At 68.5% G+C, this 20,503-nt stretch carries 18 protein-coding genes; 7 read left to right on the plus strand and 11 right to left on the minus strand.

Annotated elements, in window-relative coordinates:
- Window positions 1-2: 2 nt before the first annotated feature.
- The gene (locus LXT21_RS08620) at window positions 3-1,094 is read right to left on the minus strand and encodes a leucine-rich repeat domain-containing protein (protein ID WP_254037602.1); all 1,092 of its coding nucleotides are present in this window, start codon (window positions 1,092-1,094) and stop codon (window positions 3-5) included.
- Between the two features lie 223 nt (window positions 1,095-1,317).
- Between LXT21_RS08620 and LXT21_RS08625 the strand changes: the two genes are divergently transcribed.
- Window positions 1,318-1,830, plus strand: a complete 513-nt coding sequence (locus tag LXT21_RS08625; protein WP_254037603.1) for a hypothetical protein — start codon at window positions 1,318-1,320, stop codon at window positions 1,828-1,830.
- A 152-nt stretch (window positions 1,831-1,982) separates the two neighbouring features.
- A complete protein-coding gene (locus LXT21_RS08630; RefSeq protein ID WP_254037604.1) occupies window positions 1,983-4,142 on the plus strand; it encodes a Kelch repeat-containing protein in 2,160 nt (719 codons plus the stop codon).
- 145 nt (window positions 4,143-4,287) lie between these two features.
- Here the strand turns inward: LXT21_RS08630 and LXT21_RS08635 are convergent, their stop codons facing one another.
- Window positions 4,288-4,707, minus strand: coding sequence for a type II secretion system protein GspG (locus LXT21_RS08635; protein WP_254037605.1), 420 nt, complete (start codon window positions 4,705-4,707; stop codon window positions 4,288-4,290).
- Between the two features lie 237 nt (window positions 4,708-4,944).
- Complete coding sequence (locus tag LXT21_RS08640) at window positions 4,945-5,451, minus strand: nuclear transport factor 2 family protein (protein WP_254037606.1); 507 nt, start codon at window positions 5,449-5,451, stop codon at window positions 4,945-4,947.
- Window positions 5,452-5,548: 97 nt separating this feature from the next.
- On the opposite strand from LXT21_RS08640, the gene LXT21_RS08645 reads away from it, so the two are divergent.
- The 3 genes from LXT21_RS08645 (at window position 5,549) to LXT21_RS08655 (ending at window position 8,422) form a co-directional block, all read left to right on the plus strand.
- On the plus strand, window positions 5,549-6,328 hold the full coding sequence (locus LXT21_RS08645) for an alpha/beta fold hydrolase (protein WP_254037607.1): 780 nt from the start codon (window positions 5,549-5,551) through the stop codon (window positions 6,326-6,328).
- 161 nt (window positions 6,329-6,489) lie between these two features.
- The gene (locus tag LXT21_RS08650; protein WP_254037608.1) at window positions 6,490-7,824 is read left to right on the plus strand and encodes an AHH domain-containing protein; all 1,335 of its coding nucleotides are present in this window, start codon (window positions 6,490-6,492) and stop codon (window positions 7,822-7,824) included.
- A gap of 22 nt (window positions 7,825-7,846) precedes the next feature.
- Window positions 7,847-8,422 carry an imm11 family protein gene (locus tag LXT21_RS08655; protein ID WP_254037609.1) on the plus strand — a complete coding sequence of 192 codons (576 nt, stop codon included), beginning with the start codon at window positions 7,847-7,849 and terminating at the stop codon, window positions 8,420-8,422.
- 6 nt (window positions 8,423-8,428) lie between these two features.
- Here the strand turns inward: LXT21_RS08655 and LXT21_RS08660 are convergent, their stop codons facing one another.
- From LXT21_RS08660 to LXT21_RS08685, 6 genes are all read right to left on the minus strand, one after another.
- Window positions 8,429-10,606, minus strand: a complete 2,178-nt coding sequence (locus LXT21_RS08660) for a caspase family protein (protein ID WP_254037610.1) — start codon at window positions 10,604-10,606, stop codon at window positions 8,429-8,431.
- Between the two features lie 95 nt (window positions 10,607-10,701).
- Complete coding sequence (locus LXT21_RS08665) at window positions 10,702-11,628, minus strand: hypothetical protein (RefSeq protein WP_254037611.1); 927 nt, start codon at window positions 11,626-11,628, stop codon at window positions 10,702-10,704.
- A 2-nt stretch (window positions 11,629-11,630) separates the two neighbouring features.
- The gene (locus LXT21_RS08670; protein ID WP_254037612.1) at window positions 11,631-14,351 is read right to left on the minus strand and encodes a TonB-dependent receptor; all 2,721 of its coding nucleotides are present in this window, start codon (window positions 14,349-14,351) and stop codon (window positions 11,631-11,633) included.
- 59 nt (window positions 14,352-14,410) lie between these two features.
- Window positions 14,411-15,202, minus strand: coding sequence for an energy transducer TonB (locus tag LXT21_RS08675; protein ID WP_254037613.1), 792 nt, complete (start codon window positions 15,200-15,202; stop codon window positions 14,411-14,413).
- A 10-nt stretch (window positions 15,203-15,212) separates the two neighbouring features.
- Complete coding sequence (locus LXT21_RS08680) at window positions 15,213-15,638, minus strand: ExbD/TolR family protein (protein WP_046710966.1); 426 nt, start codon at window positions 15,636-15,638, stop codon at window positions 15,213-15,215.
- A 2-nt stretch (window positions 15,639-15,640) separates the two neighbouring features.
- Window positions 15,641-16,315 (minus strand): MotA/TolQ/ExbB proton channel family protein, encoded by a 675-nt coding sequence (locus LXT21_RS08685; RefSeq protein ID WP_254037614.1) that lies wholly within the window; start codon window positions 16,313-16,315, stop codon window positions 15,641-15,643.
- 157 nt (window positions 16,316-16,472) lie between these two features.
- Between LXT21_RS08685 and LXT21_RS08690 the strand changes: the two genes are divergently transcribed.
- Window positions 16,473-17,285, plus strand: a complete 813-nt coding sequence (locus LXT21_RS08690; protein WP_254037615.1) for an SDR family oxidoreductase — start codon at window positions 16,473-16,475, stop codon at window positions 17,283-17,285.
- A gap of 53 nt (window positions 17,286-17,338) precedes the next feature.
- Here the strand turns inward: LXT21_RS08690 and LXT21_RS08695 are convergent, their stop codons facing one another.
- Window positions 17,339-17,644, minus strand: coding sequence for a hypothetical protein (locus LXT21_RS08695; protein WP_254037616.1), 306 nt, complete (start codon window positions 17,642-17,644; stop codon window positions 17,339-17,341).
- A 184-nt stretch (window positions 17,645-17,828) separates the two neighbouring features.
- On the opposite strand from LXT21_RS08695, the gene LXT21_RS08700 reads away from it, so the two are divergent.
- On the plus strand, window positions 17,829-18,980 hold the full coding sequence (locus LXT21_RS08700; protein WP_256571480.1) for a hypothetical protein: 1,152 nt from the start codon (window positions 17,829-17,831) through the stop codon (window positions 18,978-18,980).
- A 16-nt stretch (window positions 18,981-18,996) separates the two neighbouring features.
- Here the strand turns inward: LXT21_RS08700 and LXT21_RS08705 are convergent, their stop codons facing one another.
- Window positions 18,997-20,490, minus strand: a complete 1,494-nt coding sequence (locus LXT21_RS08705; protein WP_254037617.1) for a DUF4041 domain-containing protein — start codon at window positions 20,488-20,490, stop codon at window positions 18,997-18,999.
- Window positions 20,491-20,503 lie beyond the last annotated feature (13 nt).

The following is a 20,503-nucleotide window of genomic DNA, read 5'->3' on the forward strand; positions in this document are numbered from 1 at the left end:
CGTCAGTTCAGGCCCAGCTTGCACTCGGGGAGCGCGCGCCGGAGCTGCTCGATTTCCTGGGGAGGCAGCGTCGTCGAGTAGAGGTCCAGTGCCCTGAGCCACGGCATCCGGAAGAGGACCGGGGGCACCGTCGTCAGGGGCGTGGACTGGAGGTCGAGGTACTTCAGGCCACGCAGCCGCTCCAGCGAGTCGGGCAACGTCTTCACGCCGGTCTGCCGGAGGTCGAGCGACTCGAGTGACTCGAGGTTCCCCAGCTCCGGCGGAAGCTCGACCAGCAGGGGGTTGAAGGACAGGTCCAGCTTCTTGAGCTTCGTGAGTCGCCCCAGCTCCGGAGGGACCTGCTGGATGCCCGTGGTGCGCACCCACAGGGACTGCAGCTCGGTGAACTCGCCGATGACGGGCGGCAGCTCTCCCAGCTTGCGGCCGTTGAACAGCAGCTCCTTGGAGTCGCGCGGGAACGTGTCGAACAGGGCGAAGGCGCCCTTGGCCTTCGCGGCGGCGGGGGCCTTCTTCTTCGCGGTGGGGAGGGAAGCGTTCTCCAGGTCCGGCGGCTCCTGAGAGGTGGCGCCCTCCTCCACGTCCGCGAGCGACGCGGCCATCGAGTCCAGCTCCTCCGCGAGCCAGTGGGAGAACGACCCCAGCTCGTCCACGGGGAGGCTCTCCTCGACGCTCCAGACGACCAGCCCGTCGCCCTGCGTGCCCTTGCCGAAGGCGAAGCCGTTGACGTCCTCGAGGTCGCGAGCGGCGAACATCACGAACGAGTACGGGTGAGTCCCTGCTTCGCGCTCGGCGCGGACCTCGATCCAGCTCCGGTCGGGGACGCCGGTCTGCTGGGACAGGCTCACCCGCCAGCGCGGCGGGAGGAACCCCAGCGTGGACTCGGAGGTCGACAGCCAGCGGTAGCCGAGCGCCTCGATGAACTCGACGTACTCGGGAGGCAGCAGCGGCGCGACGTCGGGTGCGGACGCGAACGGGACGACGCGCGGCTCCAGGTCCTCCGGATAGCGCCCGGCGGAGCCCTTCCCCAGCACCTGGGTGGCCTGCTTCTCCACCTTCTTCCACTGCGTCGTCGGCGACACGGACTTCTTCGGCATTCCTCGTTCCCTACCCGCATCCGAATGAGCGAGGGAAGCGCGAATTCATCCCGGAGCCCGGCTCGCGACGACAGCGCGCCCGACCTCCCAGACTTCCAGGCCAGACCGTGCCTCTTCGAAAACATCTATTCCCACTTCAACCCCACCCGTCTCATTTGCGGCACCAACGGCAAACATGCTAGCAATTGAACCCATTCCCACAATGGCATTCCAGGAGGTTCTCGTGACGCGAAACGTGAAGCGATTGCTGGCCCTCGCCCTGCCGCTGTCCCTTGCGCCGATGGGCGCGCTCTCGGAGCCCCTCAGCCCGTCCTGGACAGAGACCTTCGTGCTGCCTTCGCGCCTCACGGGCGCGGACACGGCCTCACTCTTGATGCCCATACAACAAGACTATTACGTGGGGAACTTCACGGGCCTCATCATCTCGACCTTCAGCTCCTTCGCTCCTCCCATCTCGAGCCCGACCGCCAACGGCAACTTCGCGATGGGGAGGGTGGCCGCCTGGATTCCGGTCACCCAGCAATACTACTCCACGACCAATCCCGCGGACCCGACTGGCAACGCGAAGACGTGCTTCTGGCAGTTCGCGGTCCTCTTCGACAACAACGGTGTCTGTACCGGCACCCTCAACCAGGCCGCCCTCGGCAATCAGGGCGTCCAGTGCGGCGTCGACACGGCCAATTCCTATATCGACCCGGTGACCTGTCAGAGTCAGATCGTCACCTACATCCAGTAATGCACAACGACTGACGCACCGCGCTCAAAGCCTGCCTTCGAGCGCCGAGGTGGCGACCGACCCGGCCGGGGTCCATTTGAACTGGCTGGGATAAGCGTCCAGGATTCGCCGCGCCCGAGCGGAGAGCGATTCCCGCGCCGTCGGGCGCTCCCATGAAACGAATTGCACTCCTCCCTGCCCTGCTCACGCTCCTCGCATGTGCGGCCTGTGGTTCCTCGGCCGTGGAGTCACCGCCTCCCGCCACGGATTCTCAGACATCCGTGCTGGCGGCGCCGCAATGGCTCCCCACCACCTCGGCGCTCCAAGCGCGGGGCAACGCCACCGCCACGCGACTGGCCACCGGTCAGGTGCTCGTCGTCGGAGGCAGCGTCTCCAACGTCGTGACGGCCAACGCGGAGCTGTACAACCCGGCCAACGCCTCGTGGACGTCCACGGGCTCGATGACGGGTGCTCGCAGCGAGCACACCGCCACCCTGCTCGACAATGGCCGCGTGCTGGTGGCGAACGGTTACGGCGGGGGTGGCGCGGGCGTCGTGCTCAACACCGCGGAAATCTACTGGCCGACGACGGGGACCTGGACCGCCGCGGCCGCCGCGCCCTCGATGCGCACGCAGGGGCAGGCCGTGAAGCTCACCACGGGCAAGGTGCTCATCAGCGGCGGCTACTCGGGCGCCATCGGTATCCTCTCCAGCGCGGACCTCTATGACCCGTTCACGAACAGCTGGACGGCCACGGGCATGAACGGAAGTCGCTACCGCCACACGATGACCGCGCTGCCCGGCGGCAAGGCGCTCGTCACGGGAGGCAGCAGCCGGCTGAGCACGCTGAGCACGGTGGAGGTGTTCGACTCCGCGACGAACAGCTTCACCTTTGCCGCCCCCATGATCCAGGCGCGCCACAGCCACACCGCCACGCTGCTGCCCTCCGGCAAGGTCCTCATCGCCGGTGGCAGCGGCATCAACACGGCCGAGCTGTATGACCCGGCCACCAACACCTGGGCGCCCACGGGCGCCATGTCCCGCGCCCGCTCCAACCACCACGCCGCGCTGCTGCCGTCCGGGAAGGTGCTCGTCTTCGACAGCAGCGGCACGAGCGAGCTGTACAACCCCGCCACGGGCACCTGGAGCATCACCGCGCCGCTGGTCTCCAGCCGCAGCGGCGGCGTGTCCGCGCTGCTGCGCTCCGGGCAGGTGCTGTTCTCCGGCGGCTACCTCGGCTCCACGGTCACGGCCTCCTCGGAGCTGTATGAGCCGGGACAGCAGTCGTGGAACGCCACCGGTTCGCTCTGGGTGGGGCGCTGCCAGCACACCGCCACGGAGCTGCCCTCGGGGGCGGTGCTCGTGGCGGGCGGCTCGAACTCGGGGACTCCGCTCGCGAGCGTGGAGTCCTATGACCCGGGTACCAAGACCTGGACGTCGCGGGGCTCGATGACCGAGGCACGCAGCGGGCACGTGGCCGTGCGACTGCCGTGGGGGCAGGTGCTGGTCATCGGCGGCAATGCGTCCACCACGCAGACCACGACGGAGCTGTACGACCCGGACACCAACACGTGGACGGCGCGCGGCAGCCTGCTCAACGCGCGCTCGGGCTTCACGGCCACGGTGCTGCCCACGGGGAGGGTGGTCGTCGCCGGAGGCCGCGCCGCCACCATCAACTACCTCACCAGCGCGGAGGTCTACGACCCGGCCACGGGCACCTGGTCGGCCACGGGCAGCCTCAACTTCGGCCGCGCGGACCACAGCGCGGTGTTGCTCCCAGATGGTCGGGTGATGGCGGCGAGCGGCGCGTACTTCGCGAGCTCCATGACGATGCAGACGCCGACGGTGGAGCTCTATGACCCGGCCACGGGTGCCTGGACGTACACCAGCAACATCGCCTGGGCTGGGAGGAGCGACTTCACCCTGGATGTGCTGGGCTCGGGGCTGGCGCTCGCGGTCGGTGGACGTTCGGGCAGTTCCCTCAACTTCGGCGCGTTCTCGGTGAAGGTGGCGGACGTGTACTCGCACGCCACGGGCACCTGGACTCCGGTGGGGAGCCTGGCCACCACGCGCCACGAGCACTCGAGTGCGTTGCTCGCTTCGGGCTCACTCATGGCGGCGGGAGGCTGGTCGCGCGTGGGTGGCGGGCAGCCCGTCACCACTACGCTGGCCAGCGCGGAGCTGTTCGACCCGGCGACGAACACCTGGAAGGAGACGGCGGGCATGCGCGTCGCCCGCGCGGGCTTCACGCTGACGCCGCTCTACACCCAGGAGGTGCTCGCGGTGGGATGCGCGCCCGCCGGTGAGCCCTCGGCGGAGCTGTACACGCCGTAGCAGCGTGTCACGGGGCGACGGTGCTTCGGGCCCGTCGCCCTGGAGGTACTGCGAAGAGAAGACGCGCGCCGAACAGCCTCGGGCAAGACGCCCGAGGTCAGTCAGCTGAGTGGAGTTCGCTCCACTCCGAAGCCATCGGTCCGACTCAACTCTTGTGGGCTTGTGCGGAGGGGGACGCGATGTCCGCGTTCTCGTCCTCGCCGCCCGCGGTGCCGTCCGCGCCATAGGAGAGGACGACGGGACGCCCGCCTTCGTTGAGGTACACGTAGTCGTTCTGCCACGGGTCCTTGGGGAGCTGCTCGAGGACGCGACTCTCCACGAGCGCGCCGAGCCCCGTGCTGGTGTCCGGGAAGCGCCCCGTCTTCGTGTAGTGGAGCTTGAGCGCGGTCTCGATGTTCTTGATGTCCAACGAGGCCCTGTCTTCCTTCGCTTCTCCCAGCATGGGCATGACGGCGACGCCGACGGCCGCGGCGATGAGTCCGAGGATGGTGATGACCACCATGATTTCGATGAGGGTCATGCCGCGACGGTGACGACGGTGCTGCCTGGATTTGTTCCGGCTCATGACTGTTCTTCACCTCATGTGACGTTCTGGCAGGCCCGCTTGCGTCGCGCGCGTCGCCATGTCGCTCGAACGCCTGGCTTCACGCATGGCGCTGCCCCGTGGCCCTACCGCCGACAACTGGAGATAGGCGCCACGAGGAGGCCAGTGCAGACCACGTGCCGTCATGAGGCTCTTCCTGTTCGGGCCCACTGTCGGCGATGTCCCAGGCCGAGAGTTCCCGCTCAGGGACCCGTCACCTCAGTTCTTCGGCGCGGGCGTCGCGGGCGCCGCCGGCTTCGACGCCTCGGCGATGCGCTTCACCACGTCATCGACGATGTCGTTCGGGATGGGGATGGACAGGTTGTACTGGGCGATCTTCCAGGTGGCGCCGTCCTTCACCAGCACGCCGCTGCCGCGGCTGGGGCCCAGGTTCGGCGTGTCGAGCACCTCGTCGAACCAGGCCACCTTGCCGTCCTTGGACAGGGTGATGTGGCGCGAGGTGGCCTTGAAGCTCCACGCCTGGCCCTTGGAGAAGTAGGGCTTCGCCCACGCGCGGAACTCGTCGCGCGTCCAGCGCTCGGTGGCGTCGGTGCCCAGGTAGGTGGCGTCGGGGGTGAAGTACTTGAAGTAGCGCGCCTCGTCCGCCTGGGCGGCGGCCAGGTGCCAGTCGTCCAGCAGCGTGGTGATGGCGGCCTTCGGGTCAGCGGCCTTACCCGTCACGGGGGCCGCGGCGAGCACGAACAACAACAGGGAGACAGTGGACACGCGAAGCAACCTCGTCGAAGAGAAGTTCGCGGTATGAAGCGGCACGGCCCACCCCCGGGTCAAGCGCACCCGGGCTGGCCAGAAAGGTGTGACTCGCGTGGTCCTCGAGAGCTTCCAGGTCGGTGAGGGGGATGTGCCCACGGTGCTGCTGCACGGCTTCCTCGGCACGGGGCGCAACCTGCGCTCGCTGGCGACGGCGTGGAGCCAGGCGGACCCTCGGCGACGCTTCCTCCTCCCGGACCTCACCGGCCACGGCGCCTCTCCCGTCCCGCCCCCCAGCTCGGACCTCTTCAGCATGGCCCGCGACGTGGTGGACACCGCGCGAGCCCAGGGCTTCACCGGCGCGCTCCACTGGGTGGGCCACTCGCTCGGAGGCCGCGTGTCGCTCGCCGCCAGCCTCCACGTCCCCGAGGCCGTGGCGCATGTCTCGCTGCTCGACATCGCGCCGGGTCCCGTGCCGTACGACTTGTCCGACAGCGGCATGGTGCTGGGCATCCTCCTCCAGGCGCCGCAACGCGCGCCCAACCGCAAGGACATGCGCGCCGAGCTCACCTCGCGTGGACTGTCGGACCACCTGGCCGACTGGCTCGTGATGAACCTGATGGCGGAGGGAGACGGCGTGCGTTGGCGCTTCGACCGGCAGGCGCTCGCGGAGCTGCACTCGCGCGTCAACGGCACGGACCTGTGGGCCGCGCTGGAGCGCCCGGACCATCCTCCGATGCGCGGTGTCCGAGGCGGCCGCTCGCGCTACGTCTCCGACGCCGAGGCCGCGCGCCTGGAGGCCGCCGGCTGCCCGGTGACGACGTTCCCCAACGCGGGCCACTTCGTCCACGTGGACGCAGCCAAGGAGTTGCTGGAGTGGCTCCTGCGCGAGTGAGGTCCGCGCATCGGCCCCTCCGCACACACCTCACTGCTCGACATGGCGCCCGACTCCGCGCCGTGTGGCCAGGATGAAAGGGCCATGATGACGGTGGAGCACGCACCGTCCCTCGGCGAAGATGCGCAGGGATTGCTGGCAACTCGCCGGGGGGATTCTCCATGTTGCTTCGCAGCGCGATTCCGCTGCTCCTGATGCTGTGGGCCTCCGGCTGCGCGACGAATCGAATCGTGCGGCTGGAGACAGGGTACGACTCCGTGACGCTCACTCCCTACGAGGAGGTCGGCGGAGAAGTCGAAGAAGCCCGAATCGACGACGATGAGTTCGAGGAGTCGCTGGCGGCGCTGGCCCAGGACGTACGCGCCTTCCGAAACCCCATGAAGGAGGCAAGGGAGCTCTTCGGCGTGCCCACACGCAGCGGGGTGTACCGGTATGAGCGCGGTCCATCACGGCTCATTCCTCAGTCCCGGGAGGATGAGGATGGACCCCGTCTGCTCGAGTCCTACGCGGACGACGAACTGACGCGTGCCTATGGCCAGTGGTGTGAACGACGTGACCAGCCCGGAGACTGCTTGCGTCTGCTGGACGAGGGCCCCTTGCTGGCCAGCGATGGCAAGTACACGCTGGCGCTGGCCATCGCCCTCGGCTCGGTCTGGGAGGAGTCGCTGGAGGCCCTCGATGACATGACGGACCCCAGCGCGGTCATGGCCACCCTCACCTCCGCGGTGACCATGTACCTGCTGCTCTGGGCACTGCCCGAACCCGTGTCCAAGGGCGTCGCGGCCACCTTGACGGCCCTCGCCATCGCCTATCTCGGCGTGGACACGGTGTGGAGCTTGTTGGACGGATGGTTGATGCTGGTCCGCGCAGTCGACCAGGCCAGGACCTTCGAGCAACTCCACTCGGCCGGCGAAGCCTACGGCGAAGTCCTCGGGGAGAATTCAGCACGCGTCTTCTTGATGCTGGCCACGGCCGCCATCGGCAACACGGCCGGGCTCGCGGCGAAAGCCCCCCGACTCCCAGGTTCGGCGCAGGCAGCCCTCGCCGTGGAGGCCCAGGCGGGTTTCCAATATGCGGCGGCAGGAAGCGTGCGGTCCATCGCTCTCACCTCGGAGGGATTCACCGTCGCACTCGCTCCGAATGCACTGGCGATGGCGAACCAGGGCATGGGCAAGCCCCACAAACATCACATCGCCACGAACAAGAACGACATCTCCACCGCGCGAGGGGGACCTTGGACGCCAAGATTCCGGGAACTCTTCACCCGCGCGGGGATGGAACTCAAGGACCCGGAGAACATCGTCAAGGTCGCGGGCCACAAAGGCCCCCATCCCATGCGCTATCACAAGCAAGTCGATGAGCGACTGAGGCAGGCCCTGTCAGGCTGTCGGACCGTGGTGGATTGTCGCAAGGCGCTGACAAGCGAGCTGCGCAAGCTCTCCCAGGAAGCACAGACGCCCGGGACACGAATCCACAAGCTTCTGACGCAGGGCTAGTGTGGTAGCTAGAGCGTCCGTCATGCCGAACCCACCGCGATACTTCAGGCTCAGCGAGGACGTCCAAGGCGGGAACTGGTACCTGGGAGACCCCTTGGATGCGACAGGCCAGGAGGTCGAGGACATCTGGGCCTTCAAGATGGGACACCCCATCCCGCCTCCAGGTCGCCTGGCGTTCCCCATCAGAGAGCCTGGACGGCGATTGGACTTCTGCACGGCAGGCGTCGGAAGCGCGCCCATCGTCCATGTCCGGGTCGCCGACCTCTTCGCCAAGCTGGCTCCCGACGACGTACAGCTCTTCCCCGTCGACGTCGAAGGCTGCCCTGAACAGTACGTCATGCTCGTGGCCACGAAGCTCATCCGCTGCATCGACGACCAGGCCACCGAAGAAGTCCTCTACTGGAAGCCGGAGGACGAACGCCCCGATAAGCTCGGTCAGTACCGCAGTGTCTTCGGAATGCGAATCGACTCCACGAAAGTGGGCGACGCCAAGGTGTTCCGCACCTGGGGATGGTCCATCGCCCTCATCGTCTCCGAGGACCTCAAGGTGGCCCTGGAGCGCGCCAGGGTCACCGGGGCCGCGTTCGAGGAGGTCTGACGCGCGTCAGATGCGCACGCCCAGGAACAGGCCGGGCCACATGCGCGTGCCGGAGGCACCGCGTCCCGTCTGGAACTGCGGCATCCACGTGACGCCCTGGTCCGGGTCCTCCTCGGGCGGCTTGTAGGCGTTCAGCGACAATCCACCGAACAGCGCGAAGCGCCGCTTGAGCTCCCAACCGAAGCTCGCGCGCAGCCGATACAGGTGGTTCGGCGTCCCATCCTCGAACAACTGCGGCGTCCAACCCCCCATCGAGAGGTCCAGGTCCACGTAATAGCGGTCCGCCACCCCCACCGGCAGGTGCACCCCCACGCCCAACGACTTGAAGGAACGCCACGAACCCTTCCAGGGCGACACCCCGGCGCTCGCAATCACATGCACCGTGCGACTGCCGTACTTCACGCCCACCGACAACGGAGAGACCTCGTCCGCCCAGATTTCGAACGCGATGCGCCCCTTGCGCACCAGGCTCAACAACCCGATGGGCACCGACACGTCATCCGCGATGTTGATGAGCCCCAGCTGCACCCCCTTCACGTTCCCCGCCACGTTGATGAAGCCCACCTGCGCACCGGACACACTGCCCGCCAGGTTGAAGAGCCCCACCTGCGCCCCCGTGAGGCGCTCCACCATGTTGACCCCCACCGCGACCTGGGAACCCTGCATCTGCGCGTCCGCGCGGTTGCCCACCACCGACAGCTGGAGCCCACCGAAGGCGCGCTCCGAATAGTTCACGATGGCCGCCGCCTGCACGCCCGTCGCGCCACCGAACGCCAGGTTGCCGCCCACCGCGAGCTGGAGCCCCAACACCTCGCCCCCCGTCACGTTGCCGATGCCCGCCACCTGCGCGCCCTCCATCGTCCCATCCACCCAACCCAACCCACCCGCCAACCCCAACCCGCGCAACTGGAACGAGCGCACCGCCAACCCACCCAACGCCACGTGGTTGAGCCCACCGCCTCCCCACAGCATCGACGTGGACAGCGGCGGCACCAGCGACAGGTTGATGGGCACCGACGGCAAATCCGCCCGCCCCTCCGAGGAGGACTCCCGCGCGAGCGGCACGTCCGTCACCACGCCGCCACGCGACACCGTGCGCGTCAGCGTCACCGGGACGAAGTCCCCCACCCGCAGCTCCGCGCCGCCCTTCACCCCCACCACCAGCTCCGCCTCGAAGCGCTGCGAGGGACGCTCCAACGTGACGTGGTAGCGCCCCGGCTCCAACCCCAACGACAACCTCCGCCCCAACGGCTTCTGGAGCTCGGCCACCAGCTGGTTGCCCCAGTCGCGCACGAACAGCCGGCCGTGCACCTCCTCGGCAATCCCCAGACGCGCGCTCGAGCCGCGCAGGTCCGTCATCACCAAATCACCACTGCCCGCCAGCTGGATGTCATAGGCCGCGTGCTGCGGCCCACCCTGCGAGCGCTCCGTGCGCGCCAGCGTCTCGTGGAACGCGAACTGATACGCCTCGTGCAGCGTGACGCGCCCGTCCCCGGACGTGTCCGCCGCGCCGCGCAGCCCCGTCACCAGGAAGTGCGTGAAGAACGACGCGCCGATGATGTCCGACTCCTGCGCCACCTCGTCGGCGGAGCTCGAGGCCAGGTACGCATGGCCCCGCACCTGCGCGGACGCATCCGTCAGGAACGAGGGGCGCCTGAGCCCACCCTTGTACCGCGTGAGCGCACCCGAGCCGCACGAGTCCAGGATCGCGATGCGCACGTCCACCGGCACGCGGGACATGAGCTTGCGCAGGTCGTCGTAGGAGACGCGCTCGCCGCGCGGCAACAGCCCGTCCGCGTCCGAGTGGCCCGAGTAGTACACCACCAGCTCGCGCCGGAGCCCCGGCACCGCGGCGGCCTCCACCAGCGAGACCAGCCGCTCGAGCGCGGCCAGCAGCGTGCCCCGGTCCGCCTCCAGCAGCAGCACCTGGTCGGCCGAGGCCACGCCGCCCAGCTCCTGCAACACCCGCGACATCGCCAGGGCGTCCGAGCCCGCGTAGCGCAAGCGCTCGCGCCCCGGGCCGCCCTCGCTGGAGCCCGCGATGAGCGCGAAGCGGCGCAACGTGGCGTCGGGCGCCTCGTCACGACGGGCCGCGCGGACCTCGCGCGTCCACGTTCCCAGCACCCACATGGCCAACATGCAGGCCACGCGTCCCCACCGGCGCGCTGTGCTCCCACTCATCATCCGCGTCCCACTTCCGCTCCTGCTCCGGCCCGGCCTCGCGCGAGCACCGGGCATACCTCGGATGGCCGCCCCCTTGCGAGCCATCCGCTACCACGTCACGGCGTCCAGCGCGCCTGACGGACGAGCCAGGAGCTGCCTCCCCGCCCGTCGCGCACCACCGCCCAGAAGGTGACCACCTGTGCCACCCCGTCCTTCTCCGGCGGCTCCCACTCCGTGCGATGGCGCCCCGGCTGCCCGTTGAACTCCACGCTCTCCGTCTGCTCCACGGTGAACTTCCCCAACGTCGCGTGCCAGGTGATGGCCCAGGACTCCTTGAGCTGCACCGCCTCCTTGCGGAAGCCCGGCACCACGTACGACTCCTCGAGCGCGGAGATGTCGTTGGCGCGCACCACGAACGGCCCCTCGCCCTTGAGCTCGGGCAGCGCCTCCGCGTCCCACGCCGCGTCGTCCAACGTGAGCCCCTGCAACCGCGGCTGCTGGTTGGGCGCCATGCCCGGCACCAGCGGACACGTGAAGACCATCAGCTTCTGCGCGTAGACGCCCTCCTCGCCCGCGGTGACGTGCAGCACCAGCGGCATGCGCAGGCCCCCGAAGCCCTGGTACGGGTCCGCCTCGCGCACCGCGTCCAGCAAGAGCGTCCCGTCCGCGAGCTGCGAGGCCCCCGGGCGGATGGGCAGCACCAGCTCGCCCGCCGTCGTCGTGCCCCGCGCCAGCTCCACGCGCTTCGAGGCGTCCGCGCAGAGCGAGTCCTCCGGGTCCGCGCAGGCCGTCAACGTGTAGTCGATGGCGCGCCCCTGCCCCAAGGGGTCCACCAGCAGCGCCCGATACGACACCTGCTCGGTGAGCACCTCCAGCGCCTCCGCGGTGGCCTCGCACGTCGGAGCCATCAGCTCCGGGCGCTCCACGGCGATGCCCAGCACGCGCAGGTCGCGCACGTGGGAGGAGTGGTCATCCGGGTCGACGCAGGCCACCGCGCCCAGCGCCACCAACAACAGTCCGCCACACTTGAACCAGGTCCCCATGGTCAGAAGCTCCCTTTCACGCCCAGCACGGGGAGGATGGGGATGCCGGGAATCTCCATCTCCTTGCGGTAGCGGTAGTCGTTGAAGACGAACTCGACGTTCTCCGCGTTGTAGAGGTTCTGGACGTCCAGGTAGAGCGCGAGCGTCCAGTTGTCGAAGCGCCAGCCCTTCTCCACGCGCACGTCGAGCTGATGGAAGCTCGAGGCCCGCCCGGAGAGATAGCGCCCGTACGACGGCGAATAGTTGTTCGAGTCCGAGTTGTAGATGTCATGCGGGTGCACCAGCGGCGTCACCGGGCGGCCCGTGGTGAGGCGGAAGCGCCCACCCAGCTCCCAGCCGTTGCCGAGCACGTAGTTGGCCACCAGCGTGAGGATGTGCGTCTGGTCCCAGGGGCTGGGGCCGTAGGTCTCCTCGCCCACACCCGGCAGGCCGCCGTCTCCCAGGGGGCCCTCGGCGCGGGGCTTGAGGCCCGCGCGGCCGTCCTCGGCGTGGCTGAGGGTATACGACAGCCAGCCGTACCACTTGTCGGTGGCGGAGGCGCGCTCCTTCTTCACCATGAGCTCCACGCCGTACGCCTTGCCGATGCCCATGTTGACGAAGCGGTCCTGGACGAAGCTGCCGTTGTCCGAGGGGCGCACGTCGCCGGGGGACACCACGTTCTCGAAGCGGCGGTTGAAGAAGCCCGTGACGTCCACGTTCCACACGTCGGTGATGCGCTGCTCCACGCCGAGGCTGGACTGGAAGGCGCGCTGGTAGCCGAGCAGCGGGTTGCCGTACGGGGCGAAGACGAACTGGAAGGTGTCCGCCGGCTGGCTGTAGAGGCCGAGCGAGCCCTTGAAGGCGGTGCGCTCGCTGAACCCGTAGCGGACCCACAGGCGCGGGTCCAACAGGAAGTTGCGCGTGCCGCCCACCTTCTGGAAGTTGCCGCGCACGCCCGGAGTGATGGTGACGGGGCCGAGCTTCAGGTCCGCCTCCGCGAAGAGCGCGCCGTCGAAGCCGTTGATGGTGCGCTTCTCGTAGATGAGCTCCGAGACGGGTTCCGCGCCCGGGAAGGGCACGTACTCGGCGCCGCCCACGGACGGGGCCTGCACGTCGATCTTCACGTGGTCGAAGTAGACGTCCAGGCCCGTGCGCACGGTGAGCAGCGAGGAGACGTCCAGGGCCATCACCTCGCGCGCGCCCAGCGAGTAGATGGTGTCGTCCTCGACGTAGTTGCCGAAGGAGATGTCGAAGTAGTCCACGCCCACGTACGGCGTGAAGACGGAGCTGAAGTTGCCCTTGCGGTACGTCCAGTCGCCCTTCACGCGGTGGAAGCGCGTGTGCGTGTTCAGCTCGATGTCCGCGGACGACTCCTCGCCGCCGGTGACGAGGCGCAGCTTGTCGTCACTGCCGAAGGCCATGACGTAGCCGGTGCTGCGCGCGGCGCCGGGCTCCGGGGTGGAGCCGCGCGGGGCGCCGAAGTCCAACCGGAGCTGGTAGTCCCAGTACACCGGGACGATGGAGAGCGTGGTGCCCTCGTCCTTGGGCAGCACCGCGGGGAGAATCGTGTCGATGTACGAGCGCCGCGCGGACGCCGCCACGCTGATGCCCTCGGTGATGGGCGCCTCGAGGAAGAAGCCCGCGTCGAGCAGGTCCACCTTCACCGAGCCGTGCACCGTGTCCGCCGCGCCCTTGCGCGTGGTCACGTCCACCACACCGCCCACCGCGCGCCCGTACTGGCTGCCGTAGCCGCCCGGGAAGAAGTCGAGCGAGTCGATGAACTCCGCGTTCACCACCGACGGGCCGCCGAGCAGGTGGAAGAGGTTGGGGATGCGCACCCCGTCCATCAGCGTCGCCGTCTGGCCCGGGTTGGAGCCGCGCACCAGCAAGTCACCGGAGATGAACGGCGCGCGCGCGACACCGGGCAGCGTCTGGAGGACGCGGATGGGGTCACCGAAGGTGCCCGGCGTCTTCTGCGCCTCCTCGCGCGTCACCGTGCGGCGGACCACTTCCTTCTTCGGGCGGTCCGAGCGCACCACCGTCTCGAAGGCGCTCCCAGCCGGGGCCAGATAGAAGTTCACCTCCGTGGTCTCGTTCTCCTTCAGCGTCTCCTTCGTCTGGTAGAGCTGATAGCCGGAGGCGACGACGCGCACCGCGCACTCCCCCGGCGGGACCTCGAGGGTGAAGCGGCCGTCCACGTCCGACACGGCCTCCGTCGCGTCCGCATCGTCGCCGCAGCGCACGGTGGCGCCCGCCACGCGCGAGCGGCTGCCGCGCGAGATGAGCTGACCGGTGAGGACGGCCTTGGGCCGCTCGGCCTCCTCGGTGGCGGCGCCCTCCGCGGGGGCCTTCTCGGTGAGGGTGAAGTGGTAGACGTACTCGACCTGCACGGGCGCGGGGACACCGTCGACCTCGGCGGGCGAGAAGCGGAACTGGCGCACGGCGGCGAGCGCGGCCTCGTCGAAGCCGTGGCCCGCGGGCTCGGTGGGCTGCACGTCGGAGACGCTGCCGTCCTCGGCGATGGTGATGATGAGGCGCACCGAGGCGGTGAGGCCCTGGGCGAGCGCCTCCGGCGGATACACGGCCTCCACGGGCTGCACCAGCGCGGGCGGCTTGGTGATTTGGGGCTGCGCCGCGGCTTCCGTGCCCGGGGCCGGAGGCGTGGGCGCCTGGGCGAGCACCGGAGTCGCCACCCACAGGGAGGCGGCGGCGAGCGCGGCGCGGGCATTCACATTCGAGGACATAAGTCTTTCAGGAGCAGGGACGTGGAGACGGGGTGTGGGCTCTCGCGCGGAGCGGGGTTTCAATCGAGCAGGAAGGTATAGGCGTACTTCATCTCGGTGGACACGGCCTCGCCGCCCTTGAAGGCGGGACGGAAGCGGAAGCGGAGGATGGCGTTGCGCGCGGCCTCCTCCAGTCCGTGCCCCGGCCCGTTGAGCACCCGCGCGTTCACGACGCGGCCCTCCGGGTCGATGGTGATGGACAGCGTCACCGTGCCCTCGACGCCCAGCCTGCGCGCCTCCTCGGGATAGGGGACCTTCACCTCGCTGGCGAGCTGCGGCTCACGGTCCACCTGGTAGATGGGCGTGTACTTCGGCGCGCTGTAGGTCTTCACCTCTTGCGGCGCCTTGGCCTTGTCGGCGGTGCGACCGTAGAGCGTGTTGCCCACCGGGGCCGCGAAGCCCCCGGCGCTGGTGGTGGAGGACATCGACATGCCCACCACCAACGGCGCGGGCTTCGCGCTCGGAGGCGGCGTCTCGTTGGGGGGCGGCGGCGCCTCCTGGGGCGGAGGCGGCAGGGGCCTGGAGGCCTGGGCCACCTTCACCGGCGGAGGCTTCAGGCGCACCTTGGGCGGCGGAGGCGGCTCGGGCTTGGGCTCCTCCTTCACCTCGGGCGGAGGAGGCGGCGGCTTCGCCACCTCCACCATCACCAACTCCACGGGCCGCTGCGGCGCGGTGCGCTCGGGAGGACGGGTGTGCAGCACCACCAACCCCAACCCGTGCAACACGAGCGAGCCCGCGACGAACCCCACGAACAACCCGTTGCCGCCCCTGCGAGGGAGGACGAAATCACTGTCGAGCGCGCTCGTACTCATGGCCTTCACGTCAGCCCCGCGGCGCGGGCGCGGCGTCCTTCTCGATGTTGAGGGCGAACTTCGCGATGCCCTGACCCTTCACCGTGTCGATGAGGCGCATCACCTGTCCGTAGGCGATGGTCTGGTCGGCGCTGATGATGGCGCGCGTGTCCTTGTCCTTGGCCACGGCCTCCGCGACCTTGGCGGACAGCTCCGGCTCGGTGACGGGCGCGCCGTCGAAGTAGAGCTTGCCCTCCTTGTCGAGCACGACGTTGACCAGGCCCTGCACCGTCTCGCCGCCGTTGGCCGCGCGGGGCAGGTCCACCTCCACCGTCTCGCGGACGATGAAGTTCGCCGTCACCATGAAGATGATGAGCAGCACCAGCACCACGTCCACCAGCGGCGTGACGTTGATGCCCGTGATTTCCTCTTCGTTCTCCTGCGCTCCTCCGGCCATGGCTAGCGAGCCTCCGCGCGCAGGCTGCCGACCAGGGCGTGGCCCAGGGCGTTGGCGCGACTGGTGAGCGTCTTGAGCTGACGGTTGAAGACGTTGAACGCGACGACGGCGGGAATCGCGACGGCCAGGCCCACCGCCGTGGCGACGAGCGCCTCGGAGATGCCGCCCATGACGGTCTGCTGGATGGCCGCGCCCTTCACGTTGGTGGCGCCCAAATCATTGAACGCCTTGATGATGCCGAGCACCGTGCCGAACAGGCCGATGAAGGGCGCGTTGTTGCCCAGCGTGCCCAGGAAGGACAGGAAGCGCTCGTACTGGGGACGCTCGCGCGCCATGGTGGACGCAATCACCTGCTCCACGGTGTCGGCGCCTTGCTCGCTGGAGGCCAGGCCCTCGCGGATGATGGCGGCCTCCATGCCGCGCTTGCCCTGGATGGCCACGCGCACCGCCTCGTGCTCGCCGCGCGCCAGGCGCACCGCGAGCGCCTCCGAGTCCGCCAGCCGGTACCGGGCGAAGTACACCGCGCGCTCCAGCATGATGCCGATGGACAGCACCGACAGGCACACCAGAATCCAGAGCACCCACTCGGCGGAGGTGAGCGTGAAGCCGAGCAGCTTGCTGCTGAGCCACCCGAGGTTCTCCGCGTGAGCCTGGGCGATGACCGCGATGGACGACATGGTGTTCCTTCCCCTCATGAAAAGCGTTGGCGCGACTGGAACACCGGGGGCTCCAGGAAGTGTCACCCGGATGATTTACGGGCGATCTGAATCCTCTGTGCGCGGGTGTAGGACCCGGAGCAGGCGGCCTCGACGGGCCGCCTCCCACGCGGTGAGAATGCGGGCCATGCAAGGCAAGTGTGTGGTCGTGACGGGTGCCTCCATGGGCATCGGCGAGGAGCTGTCGGTGGCGCTGGCGGCGCGGGGCGCGAACCTGGTGCTGGCGGCCCGGAGCGAGGACGCGCTCCAGCGGGTGAAGCAGCGCTGCGAGGCGGCCGGCGGCAAGGCCGTGGCGGTGGCCACGGACGTGGGAGAGCCGGAGGCGTGCCGGCGGATGGTGGCGAAGGCGGTGGAGGTCTTCGGCGGCGTGGACGTGCTCGTCAACAACGCGGGCATCTCCATGGACGCGAAGTTCGAGGACATCACGGACCTGGGCATCTTCGAGCGGCTGATGCGCATCAACTACCTGGGCGCGGTGTACTGCACGCACGCCGCGCTGCCCTCGCTGAAGTCGCGGCGCGGGTTGTTGGTGGCGATCTCGTCGCTGACGGGGAAGACGGGTGTGCCCACGCGCACGGGCTACGCGGCGAGCAAGCACGCGATGCACGGGTTCTTCGACTCGCTGCGCGTGGAGCTGATGGGCACGGGGGTGGATGTCACGGTGGTGTGCCCCGGCTTCGTGTCCACCAACGTGCGCGCCAACGCGCTGGGCAAGGACGGCAAGCCGCTCCAGGTGAGCGCGCATGACGAGAGCGAGGGCAACAACATGGACGTGGCCACCTGCGTGGCCATCATCCTGCGCGCCATGGACCGGCGCGAGCGCGAGGTGGTGATGACCCCCAAGGGCAAGGTGGGCCAGTACCTCAAGCTCTTCACTCCGGGCCTGCTGGACCGCATCGTCTTCAAGACCATCCAGGACCGGCGTCGGTAGGACGCAAGGCTCCGGTCCACCGTGACGGGGGTGGACCGGGAGCCGTGAAGCCGTCAGCAGCCGCAGATGCGCTTGCGCGTGGTGGTACAGGCGCCGTTCGCGTCACAACACGTCGTGGTGAGAATCTGGAACCGGTCGAGCGCGCCCAGCTCGCACCGCCCCACGTTGCACGTCCCCCAGGTCTCCGTGCACGTCACGGCCGCCTGGGACACCTGACCCTCGGACGCCTCTTCGGAGAGCGTCTCCTCCTCCGGGACAGGACCACAGCCAACGACAGACAGCGCCACCGCGCACATCAGCCATCGCAGGTTCTTCATCGAGTCTCCCGTGCCGTCCGCGTCGGTGCGGACGTCAGGCATTACGAACCCGCACTCGAAGTATTGCAAGGCAGACTGGCCGGCTGACGTACTGACTTCCCTTTCGGGCCCGCGCTAGAGAGGTCCCATTCGCGGGATGAGGGCCTGGACCATGAATGCATCGCGTTGGGGCTTGTGCGCCCTGCTATCTGTCTCCTTCGGACTGGCATGTGGCGAGAGCAACATCATGAAGGACCCGCCCGATGCCGTGGATTCGGGCACACAGCCGCCGGACGGGGGCGCGCCGGACTCCGGTCCGGGTGACGCGGGGACTCCGGACGCGGGGACACTGGATGCTGGGGTTCCGGATGCGGGCGGACCTGACGCGGCGCCCATCACGAGCGCCCGGGTCTTCTTCTCCGGACACAGCCTGCTCGACAACCCCATGCCCGACCACTTCGCGGACATCGCCGCGAGCAAGGGCAAGGACTCCAAGTGGAACCAGCAGAATGTGATTGGCTCCCCCCTCCGGGTGCGGACCTGGGGCAACAGGAACTGGGAGGGGTATCGCACCGGGAAGAACCGCGAGGGCTCCGACATGGACGTGGTCCAGGAACTGTTGTCACCCCGGACGCTGGGCACGGGAGAGAAGTACGACACCCTGCTCATCACTGAGCGACACGACCTGCTGGGCACCATCGAGTGGGAGAACACCGTCGGCTATCTGCGGCACTTCCATGACCGGTTGATCGCCGGGAACCCACAAGCCGTCACGTATTTCTATCACACGTGGTTGGACATCGATAAGGCCAACCCCTCGCGGTGGATTGCCTATGAGAAGAACGCCCGGGTGGCATGGGAGTGTGTGTCTTCGAAGGTGAACCTCACTTTGCAGGCCGCGGGACGGACGGACCGGGTGCGTGCGCTTCCGGGCGGAGCGGCGCTGGTCGACTTGGTGGAGCGGGTCATCGCGGGTGAAGTGCCGGGAATCACGGGGACGACGTCACAGCGACTCAACGTGCTCTTCAGCGACAACGTCCACCTGACGAACCTGGGCTCGTATTTCATGGCCACGGTGCACCATGCCGCCGTGTTCCGGTCCTCGCCCGAGGGGGCCGCGGGCCCCACGGGCGCGAACGCCGCCACGGTCCAGGCGCTCCAGCGCATCGCGTGGAACTTCGTGAGTGCGTACTACGCGCAGCCGAACGCAGGCGAGCGGACGATGGCGGACTGCCGCGTGCGCATCTCCGCCGAGGTGTGTCAGGGCTTCTGGGAGTCTCGGGGGGAGCCGGGGAACACCGAGGGCTGCCGGCGCTACTTCGGCAACGCGAGCCCGGGCCAGGGCGGCAATCCGTTCGTCTGGCCCGACCCGAACTGGCAGCCGCTGCCGGCGCCGTAGCCGGGGCGCGGGAGCGTCACCCCGCGAGCTCGGCGCCACGGGTGGCTTCGAGGCGCATGGTGTCCTGAGCCTCGAGCTGCTTCTTGAGCCAGGCGCTCTCCTCGAAGGACTGGCTCTGCATGGAGCGCTCGACGGCCTGCGTCTCCCGGTACTCCCGGGCCTCGGAGGTCATCGTCCACTGGGTCTGCAGGCCCATCTCGTCGACGACCTGTCGGATGTCGCTGAGCGCGACGCGGAAGAACTCCTTCCGGGGGTTGACCTTGTTGACCTGGGCTCGGACGAAGCGCTTGTGCAGCTCGCGTTCGAGGGACGGCGCGTCCTCGCTGTGGATGAGGGCGTGCACGTCGAACTCGAAGGGCACGCTCGCGTCCCCCAGCTCCCGGATGCGGTCAAGCGGCTCCAGCCGACGGGTGAGTCCGACCTTGAAGACATCTTCGCCGAAGGAGCCGATGTTGGAGATGACGTAGACGTGGCCCGTCTTCGTCTGCTGGGCCATGGAGAGGGCTCGCTTGTTCTTCTCCTCCGCCTCCTGGAGCTTCAGGGCGAGTTCGGCGAGCTTCTCTTCATACTTGGCCTTCTGCGCGTCCCCTGCCTTCTCGAACTCGCCTCGGGCCTTCTCCATCGCCTTGCGGAGGACGTCTTCTTCCTTCTCGGCCTCACGCAGTGCGCGCTCGAACTCCCGCTGGGCCTTCTCCTCCTCGCGGATGCGCTCCTTGATGAGCCGCTGCTCCTCGCGTTCCTTCAACTTCAGCTCGTTGACCACCACGGCCCACTTGAGTTCATCGAGGCGCACGTTCAGGTAGTCCTGCTGGATTCGCGCCTCACGGAAGGCCTGCCCGTTGTGGTTCACGACACTGAAGGCATCGCGGACCTTCTGTGAGAGCGTGCCGTGGTTGTCGTGGCGGACGTCCGCGAGGATGGAGTCCACCTTGCCGTTGAAGGCGTCGAGGACAAACTCGATGGCGGTGGCGCGGCGATGGGCCTCCGCGTAGTTGCAGGTGGCCGCCTTGCCGGTGCGAATCATCGAGCGCATCTTCTCTCGGGCGGTCTTGAGCCTGGCACCGGCGTCGGTGAAGCCGAACTGCTCTCCCAACTCATCGAGCACGCCGTAAGAGGGAACGAGGTAGCGATCTCCGTATCCCTCGATGACGTTGCGCATCGCCGTGGCGGTCTGTTCCAGTTGCTTTGCTTTCTGGATGGCCGTGAAGGCCTCTCCGGCGATCTCCTGTGCGCGCTTGCTCGCCGATTCGATGAGCCGACTGGCCTCACCGCTCGCATCCGCGAGGACTGCGTCGGCGCGCTTGCGAATCGCAGCGGCGTCAGCGTCGGCCCGGCTCAGCAGGGACACTGAATCCTCCGAAGCGCTCGCCAGGACCGCGTCCGCTTTCTTCTGGGCCTCGGCGCGTATCGTCACCACGTGGGCTTCCACGTCGATGATTCCCTGGTACTTCTCGAGCACGCGATTGCGCTCACGCAGGGTGGAGAGCTGCCGCTCGCTCTCATCCTTCACCGAACGAAGCGTT

It is taken from the genome of Myxococcus guangdongensis, assembly GCF_024198255.1.
Classification (GTDB): domain Bacteria; phylum Myxococcota; class Myxococcia; order Myxococcales; family Myxococcaceae; genus Myxococcus; species Myxococcus guangdongensis.

Excerpts from the sequence above, each read along its gene's own strand:
- LXT21_RS08620 (WP_254037602.1), bottom strand. The coding sequence starts at position 1,094 with ATGCCGAAGAAGTCCGTGTCGCCGACGACGCAGTGGAAGAAGGTGGAG.
- LXT21_RS08630 (WP_254037604.1), top strand. The coding sequence starts at position 1,983 with ATGAAACGAATTGCACTCCTCCCTGCCCTGCTCACGCTCCTCGCATGT.
- LXT21_RS08635 (WP_254037605.1), bottom strand. The coding sequence starts at position 4,707 with ATGAGCCGGAACAAATCCAGGCAGCACCGTCGTCACCGTCGCGGCATG.
- LXT21_RS08650 (WP_254037608.1), top strand. The coding sequence starts at position 6,490 with ATGTTGCTTCGCAGCGCGATTCCGCTGCTCCTGATGCTGTGGGCCTCC.
- LXT21_RS08655 (WP_254037609.1), top strand. The coding sequence starts at position 7,847 with ATGCCGAACCCACCGCGATACTTCAGGCTCAGCGAGGACGTCCAAGGC.
- LXT21_RS08660 (WP_254037610.1), bottom strand. The coding sequence starts at position 10,606 with ATGATGAGTGGGAGCACAGCGCGCCGGTGGGGACGCGTGGCCTGCATG.
- LXT21_RS08665 (WP_254037611.1), bottom strand. The coding sequence starts at position 11,628 with ATGGGGACCTGGTTCAAGTGTGGCGGACTGTTGTTGGTGGCGCTGGGC.
- LXT21_RS08670 (WP_254037612.1), bottom strand. The coding sequence starts at position 14,351 with ATGTCCTCGAATGTGAATGCCCGCGCCGCGCTCGCCGCCGCCTCCCTG.
- LXT21_RS08675 (WP_254037613.1), bottom strand. The coding sequence starts at position 15,202 with ATGAGTACGAGCGCGCTCGACAGTGATTTCGTCCTCCCTCGCAGGGGC.
- LXT21_RS08680 (WP_046710966.1), bottom strand. The coding sequence starts at position 15,638 with ATGGCCGGAGGAGCGCAGGAGAACGAAGAGGAAATCACGGGCATCAAC.
- LXT21_RS08685 (WP_254037614.1), bottom strand. The coding sequence starts at position 16,315 with ATGTCGTCCATCGCGGTCATCGCCCAGGCTCACGCGGAGAACCTCGGG.
- LXT21_RS08690 (WP_254037615.1), top strand. The coding sequence starts at position 16,473 with ATGCGGGCCATGCAAGGCAAGTGTGTGGTCGTGACGGGTGCCTCCATG.
- LXT21_RS08695 (WP_254037616.1), bottom strand. The coding sequence starts at position 17,644 with ATGCCTGACGTCCGCACCGACGCGGACGGCACGGGAGACTCGATGAAG.
- LXT21_RS08700 (WP_256571480.1), top strand. The coding sequence starts at position 17,829 with ATGAAGGACCCGCCCGATGCCGTGGATTCGGGCACACAGCCGCCGGAC.